The following is a 17016-nucleotide window of genomic DNA, read 5'->3' as shown; positions in this document are numbered from 1 at the left end:
TCTCCCCAACTAGAGGTGTCATTAAGTCGGAAACATTATTTTGGGCAATCTTGCCTTGCAATTGGGGAGGAGCCCATATTTGGGGTGATGCACGAACCCCAACACGACAACCTTTGAGCCGCCAGCCATATATGAAAGCGAGTCATTTCGACCAATAAAGCCATCGGCAACCAACAAAGGCCAAACCGGTCAAAATGTTGGGATTCGTTACCTTACCCCAACTTACCGAGTTTTGCGCTCGGCAAACGCCAGCAATTCCTCGCGGTGGCGGCGAAACAGTTTGTCCAGCAGGTGATTAATCGTCATAGGCAAGGGTTGCGGTCAATTCGATTTCGATGATCCGGTGCCGGCAATGTTTGCGCGGTAGTTAGCACCCGAAGGCTTAAATCCGACATTCCGGCGACGGTTAATTCAGCATAACTCATTCAGCCGATGTCGCGCACCTGGATTGATTGGGTTGGGATAGGCGACGGCCCGTAAAGGCGCTCTTTTCGAGGAATCAATTCGGCATGGGGATCAGGGGGAGAACGCCGCATGCTTCGCGAATTCAGGCGGTTTGGGTGCGGTGCGTTGGGGTGAGGCACTAACCCAACACGATGCGCCAAACCCAACCCGTAAGCCATCAGCAACGAAACATCAACGTTACCGAACTTTCAAAGGCCGTTAATGTTGGGGTTCGTGCCTCACCCCAACTTGCGGTCCTCACTCTAGATCGAACACTGTAGATGTTTCACCGTCGCGTATTAGAGACACTAAGGTAAATCAATACTCAATTCTGACCGAACCCATGAATGCCCTCGGCGAGCCGACTTCGATACCATTTCGACCGAATGAAGCCGGGAAGTATTCTTTATCCAGCAAGTTATTGACGTTGATTTGCGTCGTCAATTTGCTTTCCCCAACTTGCCAAGCGTAAGCGGCCAACAAGTTTAGTGTCGTATAGCCGGGTAACACTGCGGTATTGGCATTTGGGTCAGTGTGTTGTGAGCCGCGGATGATCACCCCGCCGCCGAGCTTTAGACCTTGTAGCGTCCCGGCCTGGAATTCGTAAGTTGTATACAGACTACCGCCATGCTTAGGCACCCCACGTAGGCGCTGATCGATTTCGTCGACATTTCCCTTCGTGACATAGGCATCTGGTGTATATGCATAGGAAGCGATCATATTCCAACCGGACAGGATTTCACCTTTTGCATCCGCCTCCAGACCGGCACTACGCGCCTCGCCGATGGCTTCGTTAACCCCTAAAAGTCCGTTAAAAACCCCGACATTTTGTTTCGTCAAGTCGAACCACGCCAGAGTTGTAAGCAGCCTTTTGTCAAAAAGTTCGGCTTTGGCACCCAATTCCCATTGCTGTGCCGTTTCCGGTGGTAATACTGATCCACCAAATCCAGAGCTATTAATGCCTGTGAAATTTTCCGAGTAACTTCCGTACAAACTCAATTCTGGAATTGCCTGCCAAACGATGCCGCCACGAGGAGTAAGGCTGTCCTGACGAGGATTTATGGTTGGATTGCCGTTATTTATCGTCACGCTGCTCTCTGCACTATCGTATCTAAATCCAGCCAACATGCTGATGTTAAGAGGGAGTTTGATTTGATCCTGCAGGTACAAGCCAAACCAGTCATTCTTGGAGTCAAGCTTAAGAGAAGGGTTAGCTTGCGCGATACTAGGGCCAAGGTAAGCTGGATCGTAAATGTTGACATCTGAACCAAAAAAGCTCGCCCTAAAGTTATCTAGGCTTTTTCGGTAATAATCGCCTCCAAGTAGCAACGTGTGTTTGAAACCCCATGTATCGAAGCGTCCGGTCAGATTGATACTATTAAAATAGAGAGCCTGATCTTCTGGCGAGTTGGCTGAGTGGGCGCCAAATCGATTGACCGTGTTGGAGTCAACCAACGATGGAAAGGTTGCCACTTGGTCAACGCCGGCATATACCGCGTTGAACCGGTGGCTAAAAGTCCAGTTGTCGTTTAATGCATGCGTCCAGTTCATTCCAAGAATGATGGTTTCATACTCGGTTGGAGGATTCGCTTCCCCGAGAAATCGGCTACGAGGCAATTCCGCTGGGTGGCGACCAATGGCAGGAATGCCGCGATCGAATACCACGTGTCCAGTGTCGTACTCCATTTCGAAATTTACTTGAGTTTTTGGACTTATATTCCAGGTAATGGTCGGCGCAACAAACACCCGTTCGCTATTCACCATATCGCGAAATGAATTCGCACTCTTATAAGCTAAGTTGAAACGGTACAGTAACGATTTGTCATTAGTGATCGGCCCGGTAGCATCCAAGGTAGTTCGGTAAAAATCGTAGGAGCCAAATTGTTGTTGCAACGAGTAATAGGGTGTGGCCAACGGTTTTTTTATTACGTAATTCACGACACCGCCCGGAACAGCCATCCCATAAAGTAGAGACGCCGGACCTTTTAGCACTTCAACTTTCTCTGTATTCGCCAGATCCCGCCCGCCCACAATAAAGTCTCCGAGAGGCAATGGCATACCGTCCCGGTAATCTCCTACCGGATAATTGCTAAATCCACGTCGTGTCGTCCAATCTAGATAGTCGCCAGAGCCGCTTGCCTTGAAAACTCCGCTGACATAATCGAGTGCGTCGGTTGACCTAACAGCTTGGATATCCTCTAAAACCTGTTTAGGAACCACCTGAACCGAAAACGGCGTTTCCATGATCGGCGTATCGGTTTTGGTGGCTGTGGATGCGTTAGGCAGGCTGTAGGCGGGGTTGTACGGATCGGTCGAGTCGTAAGTCGTCTGTCCGAGCACCGTCACTGCCGGCATCGTCGATGGACTGAGTTGGCTGCTCGCGGCGGCGGCCGGTTTGGCCTCCAGGGTGACGGTGCCGCCGCTGATCCGGTATCGGAGCCCGGTGCCTTGCAACGCCTGGGTCAGAGCCTGATCCAACGACATGTCGCCGCTAACACCGGGAGAAACCAAGCCTTCAACCATTTCCTCTGTAAACACAAATTGCACGCCGCCTTGTTCGGCCAACGCGTTTAGCGCGGCGTACAGCGGTTGTTTGGCGATATTGAAGCTGTGGGTGGCGGTACTTGCGCGACTGCCGGTGGCGCTATTGCCAACCTCGGTCGCTAGCAACATCGTCGGTGCGATCAATGCCGCCAGGCCAAGGTACAAAGGGATTTTGCCTGATTTAAAGGCTATTTGCGGCGTCAATGCCGCTGGGCGTTTGGAAAGGGTTTTGGCGTTTTTCATCGGTAGGGTTCCTTGTTTTTGTAATGTCCGTTTAGATAACGCCCCTGCCCATGCAAAGACTCAAAAATTCTGCTGTGGCAAATTGTCGCGGCACTGCCGGATAGAGTGGCTGAGAAAAATACAGCCATTGTCTTGCATTTAATTGGCTACATATTCTTGTTTTGGTGTATTGTTTTCAAAAGTCATACACATGGAGATTGCGATGCGTACCAATATCATGATCGATGAAACATTGATGGCCGATGTTTTAAGCCTGACGGGCTTAAAAACCAAACGCGAGGCCGTTGAGCTGGGTTTAAAAACCTTGCTGATGTTAAAGCAGCAAGAAGCCATCAAAGCCTTCAAAGGTCAATTAAAATGGGAAGGCGATTTAGAACAAATGCGCGCTGACCGATGATTTTGGTCGATTCCAGCGTCTGGATCGATTATTTCAACGGCACAGAAACGCTGGCAACCCTAAAGCTGGATGGTTTGCTGGGTGTGCAGCCTGTCTGCACTGGCGATTTGATTCTGGCGGAAGTGTTGCAAGGGTTTCGGCAAGATGAGGATTATCAAGCGGCAAAAAAATTACTGTGTGCCTTGCCGGTACATGCCCTGTTAGGAACGGCAATGAGTTTAAAAGCCGCCGATAATTTCAGACATCTGCGTAAACAAGGCATTACCATTCGAAAAACCATCGATACCATCATTGCAACTTACTGTATCGAAAACCAGATGCCGTTGTTGCATTCAGATAAGGATTTTCAAGCTTTTCAACAATTCTTGGGTCTACAGGTGGTGTGAGATGCGGTTTAAGGAAGCTACGACAAGCGTTCGCCGACGTTGCCGATGAACTGGAAATTGCATGATGGGCGGGATTTCTGCAGCCAGTCTTATTTGGCTTACTATGAAAGTCACCGGACGCCGTCACTCAATCCGGTGTCGGAACGCCGTCAATAGCGGCTAAAGCCGTTCCTGTGCCACTGACTTTCGTTTACCGGGGCGATGCAGCTGTTTCATGATCGTCAGTTGTAATCTGTCGCCCTTGCAACACCACAATATGCCCGGCATGCAGTACTTGAACCGGTAGCGTGTTACCCAGTGCATTCAGCCAATCATCGATACGTTTGATGTCCATGGCGACATGGATTTTGCGTTGCGCCAGTTCGGAATTCAGTAAAAACACATGGCCGGGACGGTAGCGGTTAATTTCGTCGACGACATCTTGCAACGGGACAAAATTCATCACTATCCGGCCTCTGCGCCAAGCATCTGCTATCGACAAGTCGGTGGTTTGCACCGCGCCGAGTTGATCTTCGTTGAACGCGATATGCTCCCCCGGCTCAAGGATGACATTGCCCAATAGTTGGCCTTGATGATTGGTTCGGGTGGTGCGTACTTTGCCTTCCAGCAAGGTAACATCGCCCGCCGCGTTGGCGTAACGCACCACAAAACGCGTGCCGAGCGCTTCGGTCGTGGCTTGGCCGCTGGTTACGCGGAAGGGGCGTTGGCTGTCGTGCGCGACCTCGAATTCCGCTTCGCCTCGCAGTAGCTGGACGCGGCGCTCGCCGGCGCTCATGTTGACGTCTAGCGCCGTATCGGTGTTCAGATGGACGGTGCTGCCGTCGCTCAATTGAACGGTGCGCTGTTCGCCCACCAGCGTTCGATAGTCGGCCCAAGGATGGAACAGCCAATTGGCGCAATAGCCGCCGCACACCGCCCAAACCAGAGTGGCCGCGACGGCCAGCCCGCCGCCGAGAGATCGCGCCCGCCGGAACATCCGCCGACGCTGCGGCATTTTGGTGTCCGGTGTGCGCGAGCACGGCGCGATGGCGGTGGCGCTTGGCTGGGCGTCCACGGCGCCAATAGCTTGCGGCAGCAGGCGCGCCAGGCGTTGCATTTTACGGTCGGCGGCGGCGTGCAGCGGGTCGCGGGCCAGCCATATTCGATACTCGGCCAGTTCTTGGTCGGTCATTTCGCCGGACAGTTGCCGAGCCAGCCAAACCACCGCTTCTTGTTCGATGGTCTCGCGGTTTGGGTGGTGGGTATCTGAGCTAGACATAGGCCTTACCTTGAGCGAAGTGGATACCCCAATAACGAACCAACCAACGTTGCGGCACATATTTTGGCGGCCGATTCATCACGCCTCGTCCTCGTCGTCCAGCCCCGCGCGCAAATGGTCCAGGATTTTCACCATCTCTTTCTCGACCAGACTGCGGGAAATACCCAGGTGGGCGCCGACTTCGGCGTAGGTCAAGCCTTCCAGCCGATTCAGCCGCAGGATTTGCGCGCAACGCGGCGGTAGTTGCGCCAATAGCGCCTGGACCCGTTGAATTTCCTCGCAGAACATCGCGACGTGGTCCGGCGCGGCCGTCACGTCTTCTTCGCCGGCGTCGCCGCAAAACCGTTCCAATAACTCGGCGTGGCGGCTTTGGGCGCGGATGTGGTCTATCGACAGATTGCCGGCCACTCGATACAGCCAGGCACGGACCTCGCCTTCGGTTTGCGGCGGCGGTTTCAGGTGCGGCAGGCGCAAATACACTTCTTGCAGCAGCTCGGCGGCGGTGTCCGGGCACTGCACGCGCCGAACCAGAAATTGCTGGAGTTGCGGTCGCGCGCAGAAGTAGATCCCGCTAATGTCGTCTATCGATAAGGCCATGTGGGGCAACAGTGTTCAAATTCCGTAGGGACGGCGGTTCGTTTCCGGAGGGGCCGCAGCGGCGAGCGAGCCGAGCGGTATAGGCCAAGTCGCGCTCTTGCTGGATTGCCCAAAATGCGCCGCGACTGGTTTAGCGTTGGCCGGCCCGATCGGCCATGCCGGTCAAGTTTCAGGTGTCCTATTGGATCAAACGAATCGGCGCCACGCAATCCACATATTTTCCGGAGAACGAGTCGTCCGCTGGTGGGTGGGGGCGAGCGTTTCGGCGGTCGGCGGCCGGTTTTCGGACTATAGTAGATTGGTTAGCCGATCGGCGGCAGTTCAAGGTCTCGGTCAAACACAGGACTTTCGGGTTAGTGGTTGAGGCCTGGCCGAGAGAGTCCCCGGCCGGCTGGTGGAAGGCTTTTTCAGGGATGGCAATTTACTGGAGAGCGGTTTTGGCGGATCAATCCATGGAAACCCCGCCGGTTTGGCCTGTGACGATCGCCAGCGCCGACCAGCGACTGACGTTAGCGTTGACCGGCGATATTTCGGTGCGAAAAGCGCTGGACGCCACCGGTTTGAGAGTGCGCGCGGCTTGCGGCGGCTTGGGAACCTGCGGTGCGTGCTTGATACGGATCGTGAGCGGCGAGTTCAATCCGCCGACGCTGGCTGAATATCAAAAAATTCCCCCCGAGGAACGGGAAGCCGGTGTGCGCTTGGCCTGCCAGTTGTGGCCGCGCGGACCGGGCGAACTGTATCTGGACAACCCGGCGCCGGCATCGGTTTGGCTGGCGCTGGACGAAGACGGGGGCGACCGCTGGCCGGGCGATCCCGAGCTTAGCGGCGGTATTTACGGTGTCGCGGTCGATTTGGGGACCACCCATATCCGCTTGTCGTTTTGGGACCGCCAATCCGGCCGGCGCATCGGCACCCGCATCGGCGTCAATCCGCAAATCGCCGTCGGCGCGGACGTGTTGACCCGGCTGGATGCGGAAAGCCGCGACGGCGCGGATCGGCCGATAGGCCGGCTGGCCCGAGACGCGGTGATGGACGGTATCCGCGATATTCTGAGCCGGGACTTGGGCGAAATCACGCCGATTCTGGCCCAACTCGGGAAAGCGGTCATCGTCGGCAACACCGCGATGCTGACGCTAATTTGCGGCGGCGACGGCGATAACCTGTATCGACCGGAAAACTGGCAGCGTCCGATTGCCTGCCAGCCGAACGATCTTGATGTCTGGCGTCGCGACTGGCGCACGCCGGCGGCGGATATTCGTATCGTGCAGCCGCTGGCCGGCTTTATCGGTTCGGATTTGTTGGCAGACGTGCTGGCCACCGGCATCATCGAGCAGGCCGAGCCGATGATGTTGGCCGACTTCGGGACCAATACCGAAATTGCCTTGTGGGACGGTGACCGCTTGACCGTCACGTCGGTGCCGGGCGGGCCGGCCTTCGAAGGCGTCGGTTTGCGTAACGGCGTGTCGGCGGAGCCCGGCGCGATCGCTCGCGTGGCCAAGGATGAACAAGGCTGGCAATGGCATACTCTGGGCGACCGGCCGGCGCGCGGTTTCTGCGCCAGCGGTTTTATCGACGCGATCGCATTGTTGTTGGACGCCGGGTTGCTCAAGCCCTCCGGGCGGTTTGCCGAAGCGCCGCCGGTCGAAGGCTTTCGCCTCGATCCGGCCGTGCCGCGCACTGCGATTTTCCCTGGCGATATCGACGCCTTTCAGCGCGCCAAGGCATCGGCCGCCGCCGCGATGGCGCAACTGCTGGCCGATGCCGGATTGGAGCTCGCCGATCTGGCCGCGCTGTGGATTTGCGGCAGCTTCGGCCGGCATCTGGATTTGCGTCACGCGGTCCGGGTCGGTTTGTTGCCGGCATTGTCGGCGGAACGCACTAAAATTATGGCGAATGCCGGATTGGCCGGATGCGAGCAATTGCTGCTGGATACTCGGGGCGAGTCGCGGCTGCAGGCCATTTTGGCGCGGGCCGGTGTCGTCAATCTGGGCGACTCCCCGGCTTACGAAGCGCGTTTTATCGACCATCTGCGTTTATGCCCGATGCCCAATTAGGAGCGATCATGGATTTGGAGTCCTACATCAAGTCTTACAACGAGGCGGTTTTCGAAACCGACAAACAAGGGGCTTTCGCTGTCGTCAATCAAGCGTTGGAACAAGGACTCAGTGCCGAGGACGTGGTCTTCAAACTGGTGATTCCGGCCGTCGAACAGATGATGGAAATCATCGAAAAAGATCCGGACGCCAATCTGGCTCAGCATTTCATGACCGCGCAGATCGCCGCCGACGTGACCGAGCGCATGCTGGAAAAATTCCGGAAACCGCCGGAAATGATAGGCCGGGTCGTCATCGGCGCGGCTTACGGCGATCTGCATTCCTTGGGCAAACGCATCGTCAGCGGTTGCTTGAAGTCGCTGATGGTCGATGTCGTCGATTTGGGCACTAACGTCAGCGCCGAAAAATTCGTCGATACCGCGGTCGAGGAAGACGCGCAGGTGATTGCGATTTCCGCGATGATGGTCCACACCGCGACCGGCGAGAAAGGCAGCACGCGGGTGCGGGCCTTGCTGAAGGAACGCGGCTTGGAAGGCCGGATTAAATTGGCGGTGGGCGGAGCGCCTTACCGCTTCGACCCGGCGTTGTACATCAAGGTCGGCGCCGATGCCTGGGCGCCCGACGGGGTGACCGCCGCGAAGGTCATCGTCGATTTGATTCGGGAGGTGAAGCCATGACCCCGTCGCAAATTCTCGCCGCCGCGATCGCCGGCGAACCGGCGCCGCGTATCCCGGTGTTCTGTAATCTGTTAGACCACGGCGCGGGTCTGCTGGGCATGCGGGCCAAGGATTATTTCGCCGACGGCGCGGCGGTGGCCGAGGCGCAATTGCGGCTGTTGAAATTGTACGGCCACGACAACGTGTGGAGTTTGCATTACGTTGGCAAGGAAGCCGAGTTGTTGGGTTGCCGGGAAATATTGTTCGCCGACGACGGCGTGCCCAATGTCGCCGATTTCGTGATTAAGAATTTGGACGACATCGCTAAATTCGAGGTGCCGGCCGACATCACCTTGTTACCGGCCTGGCAGTCCATGGCGGATTGCTTGCGGATTTTGCGCGCCGAAGTGGGCGGCACTCATCCGATTTGCGCGTACATCACCGCCTCGACCACCTTGCCGGCCATCTTGATGGGGATGGACAAGTGGCTGGAGTTGTTTTTGCTGGGCCCCTTCGATCTGCGCGATGAATTGCTGAGTAAGTGCTCGGCATTCTTCCGCCAGGAAATCGCCGCTCTCCGTGCCGCCGGGGCCGATGTATTGGTGTATTCGACGCCGTTCGGCTCGCCGGCCTTCGTTAGCCGCAAGCAGATCGAAAACCTGGTGCTGCCCTGGATGCGCAGTGATCTGGCCGACGGTGTGGAAAACGTGGTCTATTACTGCGGCATGGCGCCGTTTAACGACGTCATCGATTGGGTGTTCGACGAGTTGGACATCCGCACTCACTATATCAGTCCGTTGGCCGATCTGGCGGAAGCCAAGCGGCTGATCGGCGCGCGCGGGTTGACTTGCGGCGTCATCGACGACATTAAAATGATTCATTGGTCGCCCGAACAGACCCGCGCCGAGGTCAAGCGCATTCTCGACATCGGCAAACCCGGCGGCCATTTTCTGTTCGGCAACGGTGTGATGCCGTTGGCGGTGCCGGAAGCCAACATCCGCGCGATGGTCGATGCCGCTTTCGAATACGGGAGGCTGGAATGAAAAGCTTCGAACTCAAGCAAGACCCGCCGCTGACCATGGTCGGCTGCGGCATCCTACGCAAGGAAGTGGATCTGCTGATCGAAAAGAACCGCTGGAACGTGCACACCTATTTTTTGGATTCCGCGTTGCACAACTATCTCAATCGGCTTTCGGACGAATTGAATCAGGCCTTGACCGAGCGCGAACAGGCCGGCGAAAAAACCGTGGTGTTTTACGGCGGTTGCCATCCCTTGATGGAACATTTCCTGGATGAGCACCACACCTGCCGGACCCACGGCCAAAATTGCATCGTCATGCTGCTCGGCTACGAGGCGTTCATGCAAGAACTGGAGAAGGGCGCGTATTTTCTGGTCGAAGATTGGGCGTTGACCTGGGAGCCGATGATTACCGCCTGCTTCGGCACCAAACTGGACGTAGTCCGGGAAATCTTTCATAGCAGCCACAAATATATTCTGGCCTTGCGCACGCCTTGCAACGGCGACTTCACGTCGGCCGCCGAGGCGGCCGCCCGTTTCGTCGATTTGCCGTTGCTATGGCGGGACGTTGGCCTGGAACATCTGGAAGGAGTATTGGCCGATGCCATTCAACGCCGTTTGGCCGAGGAATCATGACAGCGGCGGCCGATCCTCGCCATCTGCAACAGCGCATCGAGCACCTGGAGGCGCGGGTCCGCAAGTTATCCGAAGAAAAAGCCAATTTATACTTGGTGTTGCACATGGTCGAATTGCTGAATACCGTCGCCGGCGTCGAGAGTTTGCTGGAAAGCTGGATGGCGGCGCTTTGCGGCACCTTGGGCGGCAGCAATGTGGAAATTTACTATCTCGACGAAGGCAAACTCCATTACGCCAATTTGTTCGGCGAGCGTTGCGTGTTGACCGAGATCGGAGACCCGCTGGTCGCCGAAGCCTTTAGCAGCCAGCGCTTTATCGAATCCGCCAGCGACGCCCGGCACACTTTGTTGCGCGGTACCGAGGTGCCGGTGGCCTGCACTTGGGTGATGCCGTTACTGGTCGGCAAGGAATTGATCGGCGTCGTCAAAATGACCGATTTATTGGGTTCGGCACAAATGCGCGACTATCTACAACCCTTTCTTTCGCATATGGCCTTGATCTTGAATAACGAAATCAAGACGCGTGTCGCCGAAACCGCCAACCGGGCCAAAAGTAACTTTCTGGCGACGATGTCGCACGAAATCCGCACGCCGCTGAACGGTATTCTGGGCATGGCCCAATTATTGAGCCTTCCGGGCGGCAATCCGGAGAAGCATCGCGAGTACGCCCAAACCATACTGACCTCCGGGCAAACCCTGTTGGCCTTGTTGAACGATATCCTCGATCTTTCCAAAATCGAGGCCAGCAAGCTGGAATTGGTGCAAGTCGCCGTCGCGCCGGCCGTGATCATCGAAGAAACGCGTCAGCTTTATGCCGAGAGCGCCCGCCAAAAAGGTTTGTCGCTACACGCCGATTGGCTGGCGGAGCCCGACCGGCATTATTTGCTCGATCCGGTGCGCTTGCGGCAAATGCTGTCGAATTTGCTGAGTAACGCGATCAAATTTACCGAGCGCGGCGAAATTCGGATCGAAGGTCGGGAATGGGTCGGCGAAACCGGCGCTACCGAATTGGAGTTTTCGGTCAGCGATACCGGCATCGGTATCCCGGCGGAGCAACAAGCACTGCTGTTCAAGCCGTTCACCCAGATCGATACCGGTGCCGCCCGCCGATTCGGCGGCACCGGCTTGGGCCTATCCATCGTACGGCGTTTCGCCGAACTGATGCACGGATGCGCCGGCGTCGACAGCGCGGCGGGCTCGGGCGCCCGGTTTTGGTTTCGGGTGCGCGGCGAGCCGACGGAGGTCGAGCCGGCAGCCGATCCAATGCCGTCGGTCGGCGAACCTCGCCGGCAACTCGTCGAGCCGACCGATGGGCGGATACCGAATATCTTGATCGTCGACGACGATAAAACCAATCGGGCGGTCGTCGAAGCGATGTTGTCCGACCAGCGGGTCAGGCTGATCAGTGCCGAGGATGGCCGGCGCGCGCTCGCGGTGCTGGCCGAACAGGCCGTCGATCTGGTGTTGATGGATTGCCGCATGCCGGACATGGACGGCTACGAAGCAACCCGGTGTCTGCGGCAACGGGAAGCTGGGGAAGGCGGCCGGCGCGTGCCGGTCGTGGCGCTGACCGGTCATGCCTTTGCCGAAGATCGGCAGCGTTGTCTGGATGCCGGGATGGATGCCGTATTGGTCAAGCCCTTGGAGCTGAGCGCCTTGAAGGGCCAACTCGCCCGGTTTTTGCCCGGATGGCACACTGTCGAAGCGGCGGCAACCGTGCCTGAATCCGCCGTGCAACTGGACTCGGAGCGGATCGCGGTTATGTTGGATGAGCTGGATGGGCTATTGGAAAAAAATCTGTTCAACGCGGTCGGCAAATACCAGGCCTTACAACAGTTGCTGCAAGGCAGTCCGCTGCAAAACCGGTTTCTGGCGGTGGGGCAAGCGATCAACGACATGAGTTTCGACCGGGCGCTGGTCCGGTTACGGGCTTTGCGCGCCGAAACCTCGACCGGGAGCGGTCCGCTATGAGCGAACGTCAACTAAAAATCCTCGCGATCGACGATACGCCAGCCAATTTGGCCTTGTTGGGCATGGCGTTGCAGGACGAATATTCGGTTCAAATCGCCACGTCCGGCGCGAAAGGTCTGGCGCTGGCTCAGGACGACCCACCCGATTTGGTATTGCTGGACATTATGATGCCCGACATGGACGGTTTCGAGACCTGCCGGCGCTTTAAGGCGGATGCCGGCTTGAAGGACATACCCATCATTTTCGTGACGGCTCTCAACGAGAAAAATACCGAAATGGCCGGGCTGGCCTTGGGGGCCACCGACTATTTGACCAAGCCCATCGACATCAATGTCGCCAGATTACGGATTCATAATTTGCTGGAACGGGAGCGCTTGCGGATGGCGCTGCTGGCGCGGGAGGCCGAGCAGCGCTTGGCGGCCAGCGTGTTCGCCCACACCCATGACGGCATCGTGATTAGCGATGCCGACAATCTGATTATCGATGTGAATGCGTCGTTTACCCGAATCACCGGTTATCAGCGCGACGAGGTGTTGGGACTGAATCCGCGGGTCCTGAAATCCGGCCGCCAGCCGGCCGAGTTTTACCAGACGATGTGGCACACGTTGTTGGAGCAAAACTATTGGCATGGCGAGCTGTGGAATCGGCACAAGAGCGGCCGGCATTACGCGGTACTCAGTTCGATTTCGGTGGTGCGCGATCAGAACGGCGCGATTCACCACTTCATCGGTCTGTTTGCCGACATCACTCAGTTGAAAAACCACGAGCACGATCTGGAGCAAATCGCTCATTTCGATCCGTTGACCGGGATTCCCAATCGCTTGCTGCTGGTCGACAGGCTGACTCAGGGGATTGCCCAGACCCGGCGTTCGGGACGGCAGATGGCGGTTTGCTATTTGGACCTGGACGGTTTCAAGCCGATCAACGACAGTTACGGTCACGAATTGGGCGATCAGCTGTTGATTGCGATTGCCCGGCGCATAACCGAATGCTTGCGGGCGGGCGACACCGTGGCGCGGATCGGCGGCGACGAGTTTGTCTTGCTGTTGCTGGACTTGCCCGATCGCGACGAATGCGAATCGATTTTGCAGCGGGTTTTGGCCGCGGTGGCCAGGCCGTTTTTGATCGACAATCTGGCCTTACGGGTGTCGGCCAGCATCGGTTTTACCTTGTTTCCGGATGACGACGCCGATGCCGATACCTTGCTGCGGCATGCCGATCAAGCTATGTACGGCGCGAAACACGCCGGCAAGAATCGTCACAATTTGTTCGATCCGGCGTCGGATAAAGCCGCACACGAGCGAGGCAGGGCGTTGGCCGACGTCGAACGAGCCTTGCGTAACCAAGAGTTCGAGTTATTTTTTCAGCCCAAGGTCAATATGCGCACCGGCAAGGTGCTCGGCGCCGAGGCCTTAATCCGTTGGCGCCATCCGCAACGCGGGCTGTTATTGCCCCAAGAGTTTTTACCGGTCGCCGAAAACAGCGATTTGATCGTCGAGATTGGCGATTGGGTTTTGCGCAGCGTGCTGGATCATCTGGAAGAATGGCGGCGAAACGGCTTGACGATCAAGATCGGGATCAATATCGCGCCGCGGCATTTGCTGCGCGAGGATTTCACTAGGCGCTTGGCGGCGCATCTGAACGACCACCCCGACTTGCCGGCCTCTTGTCTGGAATTGGAGATTCTGGAGACCGCCGCGCTCGCCGACATCGGCCGGGTTTACCAGGTCATGCGCGAATGCCAGAAGATGGGCGTCACGTTCGCGCTCGACGATTTCGGTACCGGTTACTCGTCGTTGACCTATTTGAAAGCCTTGCCGGCCGAAGTGCTGAAGATCGATCAATCCTTTATCCGCGATATCTTGCGCGATCCCGAAGACTTGGCGATCGTCGAAGGCATCATCAACCTGTCCGGCAGCTTTCGCCGCCAGGTGGTGGCCGAGGGCGTGGAGAGCGTCGAGCAGGGTTTACAATTGTTGAAACTGCGTTGCGAACAGGCGCAGGGCTTTTGTATTGCCAGACCGATTCCGGCCGCGCGATTGGCCGATTGGATCGCCAATTGGCAGCCGAATCCCCAGTGGCTGGATTTGGGGAATGGTTTGGCCTCGGACCAGGAATGAACGCGAAATCTTGGCGCGGCCAAGCTCAGCGTTTCCAGTCGTTGAGCGGCTCGTTGTCGTCCAGGTCGGCGGGATCGAGAATAATCGAACCGTCGGGCCCCCAGTTGACCTTGGTGATGCCGGGTTCTTCGGCTTCCAGGGCGCGTAGAATCGCCTCTTGCTGGTCGAGGCGGGTTTGTTGGTCGCGGACCTGATCGGCCAGTCGCCGGTTTTCCAACAACACCCGTTTCAATTCGAGACCTTTTTCGACGGCGTTGACGATTTCGTGGTTGTTCCAGGGTTTGTTCAAGAATCGGAATACCCCAATCTCGTTAATAGCCTGTTGCGTGGCTTCCAAGTCGGCGTAACCGGTCAGGATCAGTCTAACGGCGTCCGGCTGTAGAACCATGAATTTCATTAAAAAACTGATACCATCCATGCCTGGCATCCGGTAATCGCTGATCACCAGATCGAACGGTTGCTTGCCGGCGAGCACCAGCGCCTGCTCGCCGCTGTCGGCGGATACGACCTGGTAGGGGCGCAGCAGCCGGTTCAGGGCTTTTAGGATGTTGGGTTCGTCGTCGACGATCAGGATGCGGGCGGGTTGGGCGTTCATCGGCGTAGGGAGGCGGGTCGTTGGCTCGTTGCGTCAATAACATAATCATAGTTAGGGTTTTCGCGGACGTGTACAAGCAAAACAACTTTTTTCGATATACCTTGACCTTCGAGGACGGCAGTTCTCGGGATTTGCTGCTGGAGATCGACGCGGGTTCGGAAACGTTGGTCGCGCCGCCGCCGGAGGCCCCGCCGTTCTGGAGCAAGCTGGATTATCAGCAGTGCGAAAACTGCCCGTTGTCGGTCGAGCGTTCGCCGTTTTGCCCAGTGGCGATCAATTTGATTTCGTTGATCGAGTGGAGCGGGACCTTGGTTTCCTATACCAATGTCAAGGTGGAAGTCGTCACCACCGAGCGTAGCGTCAGCGGCGATACCACGTTGCAGCGCGCGTTGAGTTCCATCCTCGGTTTGATCATGGCAACCAGTCCTTGTCCGCATACTGAATTTCTGAAACCGATGGCGCATTTTCATTTGCCGCTGGCCAGTGCCGAGGAAACGGTTTACCGGACGACGTCGATGTTTTTGCTCGCGCAATATTTCTTGCACAAGGACGGCCGCGAGGCGAGGTTGGAGCTGGACAGACTGAGCGACATTTACGAACAGTTGCAGATCGTCAATCGAGCCCTGACGCGGCGCTTCAAGGCGGCGAGCAGTCAGGACGCCACCGTCAATGCGATCATCGTGCTCGATCTGCTATCGCAATCGGTGACCTGGTCTATCGAGGACGGCCTGGAAGACCTGCGTTATTTGTTCAAACGTTACGGCGTGAAATGAGCGGCGTTGCCCGTTAGACCCGGATACGCAGCACCAGGTTTTTGCTGCGCTTGCGCATGTCCAGGATACTATCCACCTGAGCGGCGGTCAGGATCGTGTTCTTTAGGTATAGCACGTCGTTGCAGATGATTTCGGCGGCTTCCATGCCGGCTTGCAATTGGGTCCAGGAAATTTCGATGACCGGGCGCGTGTCTTCAACACTGGTTTCCGACAACAATCGCAAGAAGGACTCGACGACATCCGGATCGTAATCGCTGTGTTTGCGCAACAGCAAGCGGCTTTTGGCCTGGTCTACCGTCATCGCCGAGCCGGTGATGAAACCGTCCAGAAAGCAGATATAGTCGCGGACCACCGCCAGGATGCGGGAGCCCAGCGGAATTTCCGAACCGTGCAGCGAGTTGGGTTCGCCGGAACCATCGAAATGTTCGTATTGGTGGTGGATGATATTGGCGGCATTTTGCAGGGCGTCGATGCCTTGCAGTAGATTGAAACCTTCCCGGCCGTTTTGCAAATAGCGCTTCTTGTCGTGGCTGGACATCAGGTGCAGCGGTTGCCGCAGCAATTCGTCCGGCAGGCTCATTTTGCCGATCTGCGCCAACAGGCCCGCATAGAGTACGTCGCGCGCTTCGTCGGCGCTCAAGCCCAGCCGCTGTGCGACATTGCGGGCGTTTTCGGCGATGAACAACGAATGGCCGCTCTTGATGCCGGGTCGCATTTCGACGATTTTGGCGAAGACTTTTACCGAATCCACATACTGCCGCTTCAAGGCATTGTGAGCTTGATCCAGCTTTTGCAACGACAGCCGCAGCTGTTCGGTACGATGCTCGACTTTTTCCTCGAGATGGACGTTGAGTTCCTTAAGCTCCTCGTTTTGGCGGTTGATGATCCCGAACAGACGCTGGCGTTCGTCGCGCAGACGCTTTTGCTCGACGGCGTTGTTGACCAGAATTTTCAGTTCGTTGTCTTCCCATGGCTTGCTGCAATAGCAATAAATCCGTCCCTTGTTGACCGCCGCCACGGTCGATTCCAGATCGGCGTAGCCGGTTAATAGAATACGGACCGTGTCCGGCCAGCGCTCGGCGACGCGGGTCAGGAATTCGGCGCCGTCCATTTGCGGCATGCGCATGTCCGAAATGATCAAGTCGATAGGTTGATGGGCCAAAATTTCCAGTGCTTCGGCGCCGCTTTCGGCGGTTTCCACCCGATAATCGCCGCCGCGAAACAGCCGTCGCAGGGCCTTCAGAATGTTGGCTTCATCGTCGACGAACAGCAGATTGATCGGCGCGGCGGCGGATTCGGTGGCGGTCGGGTCGGTCATGGTCGTT

General features: G+C 56.9%; 14 protein-coding genes. 9 read left to right on the top strand and 5 right to left on the bottom strand.

All coding sequences use genetic code 11. The annotated features are described in order from the left end of the window. Window positions 1-762: 762 nt before the first annotated feature. Window positions 763-3231 carry a TonB-dependent siderophore receptor gene (locus ACQE3D_RS20885; protein WP_313730613.1) on the bottom strand — a complete coding sequence of 823 codons (2469 nt, stop codon included), beginning with the start codon at window positions 3229-3231 and terminating at the stop codon, window positions 763-765. A 202-nt stretch (window positions 3232-3433) separates the two neighbouring features. Between ACQE3D_RS20885 and ACQE3D_RS20880 the strand changes: the two genes are divergently transcribed. Continuing rightward, complete coding sequence (locus tag ACQE3D_RS20880; protein ID WP_064025563.1) at window positions 3434-3628, top strand: type II toxin-antitoxin system VapB family antitoxin; 195 nt, start codon at window positions 3434-3436, stop codon at window positions 3626-3628. Next, a complete protein-coding gene (vapC, locus tag ACQE3D_RS20875) occupies window positions 3625-4014 on the top strand; it encodes a type II toxin-antitoxin system VapC family toxin (RefSeq protein WP_064025561.1) in 390 nt (129 codons plus the stop codon). Before ACQE3D_RS20880 ends, vapC begins: the two co-directional genes overlap by 4 nt. A 190-nt stretch (window positions 4015-4204) precedes the next feature. Here the strand turns inward: vapC and ACQE3D_RS20870 are convergent, their stop codons facing one another. Next, window positions 4205-5272, bottom strand: a complete 1068-nt coding sequence (locus ACQE3D_RS20870) for a FecR family protein (protein ID WP_313730614.1) — start codon at window positions 5270-5272, stop codon at window positions 4205-4207. Between the two features lie 78 nt (window positions 5273-5350). After that, entirely contained in the window at window positions 5351-5869 is a 519-nt protein-coding gene (locus tag ACQE3D_RS20865) for an RNA polymerase sigma factor (protein WP_071156121.1), read from the bottom strand. 437 nt (window positions 5870-6306) lie between these two features. On the opposite strand from ACQE3D_RS20865, the gene ACQE3D_RS20860 reads away from it, so the two are divergent. Genes ACQE3D_RS20860 through ACQE3D_RS20835 form a run of 6 tightly spaced genes read left to right on the top strand, consistent with a single transcriptional unit; the run spans window position 6307 to window position 14323 of the window. Continuing rightward, window positions 6307-7923 (top strand): ASKHA domain-containing protein, encoded by a 1617-nt coding sequence (locus ACQE3D_RS20860; RefSeq protein WP_313730615.1) that lies wholly within the window; start codon window positions 6307-6309, stop codon window positions 7921-7923. A gap of 8 nt (window positions 7924-7931) precedes the next feature. Beyond that, window positions 7932-8600, top strand: a complete 669-nt coding sequence (locus ACQE3D_RS20855) for a cobalamin B12-binding domain-containing protein (protein ID WP_071156139.1) — start codon at window positions 7932-7934, stop codon at window positions 8598-8600. After that, on the top strand, window positions 8597-9622 hold the full coding sequence (locus tag ACQE3D_RS20850) for a uroporphyrinogen decarboxylase family protein (RefSeq protein ID WP_313730616.1): 1026 nt from the start codon (window positions 8597-8599) through the stop codon (window positions 9620-9622). The genes ACQE3D_RS20855 and ACQE3D_RS20850 overlap by 4 nt, the downstream gene beginning before the upstream one ends. After that, window positions 9619-10233 (top strand): DUF1638 domain-containing protein, encoded by a 615-nt coding sequence (locus ACQE3D_RS20845; RefSeq protein WP_064030369.1) that lies wholly within the window; start codon window positions 9619-9621, stop codon window positions 10231-10233. The genes ACQE3D_RS20850 and ACQE3D_RS20845 overlap by 4 nt, the downstream gene beginning before the upstream one ends. Next, window positions 10230-12203, top strand: coding sequence for an ATP-binding protein (locus ACQE3D_RS20840; protein ID WP_313730617.1), 1974 nt, complete (start codon window positions 10230-10232; stop codon window positions 12201-12203). The genes ACQE3D_RS20845 and ACQE3D_RS20840 overlap by 4 nt, the downstream gene beginning before the upstream one ends. Next, window positions 12200-14323, top strand: coding sequence for an EAL domain-containing response regulator (locus ACQE3D_RS20835; protein ID WP_071156116.1), 2124 nt, complete (start codon window positions 12200-12202; stop codon window positions 14321-14323). The genes ACQE3D_RS20840 and ACQE3D_RS20835 overlap by 4 nt, the downstream gene beginning before the upstream one ends. A 25-nt stretch (window positions 14324-14348) precedes the next feature. Here ACQE3D_RS20835 and ACQE3D_RS20830 read toward each other — a convergent pair whose 3' ends face one another. Continuing rightward, window positions 14349-14918, bottom strand: a complete 570-nt coding sequence (locus tag ACQE3D_RS20830; protein ID WP_071156114.1) for a response regulator — start codon at window positions 14916-14918, stop codon at window positions 14349-14351. 68 nt (window positions 14919-14986) lie between these two features. Between ACQE3D_RS20830 and ACQE3D_RS20825 the strand changes: the two genes are divergently transcribed. After that, window positions 14987-15691: a DUF6901 family protein gene (locus ACQE3D_RS20825; protein ID WP_168033226.1), complete on the top strand. Its 705-nt coding sequence runs from the start codon at window positions 14987-14989 to the stop codon at window positions 15689-15691. A gap of 13 nt (window positions 15692-15704) precedes the next feature. Here ACQE3D_RS20825 and ACQE3D_RS20820 read toward each other — a convergent pair whose 3' ends face one another. Next, entirely contained in the window at window positions 15705-17009 is a 1305-nt protein-coding gene (locus tag ACQE3D_RS20820; RefSeq protein ID WP_313730619.1) for an HD domain-containing phosphohydrolase, read from the bottom strand. Window positions 17010-17016: the final 7 nt, after the last annotated feature.

Origin of the sequence: Methylomonas sp. MS20, assembly GCF_050275925.1 — a bacterium.
GTDB lineage: Bacteria > Pseudomonadota > Gammaproteobacteria > Methylococcales > Methylomonadaceae > Methylomonas > Methylomonas koyamae_A.
This window is presented reverse-complemented; position numbering and strand designations above follow the sequence as displayed.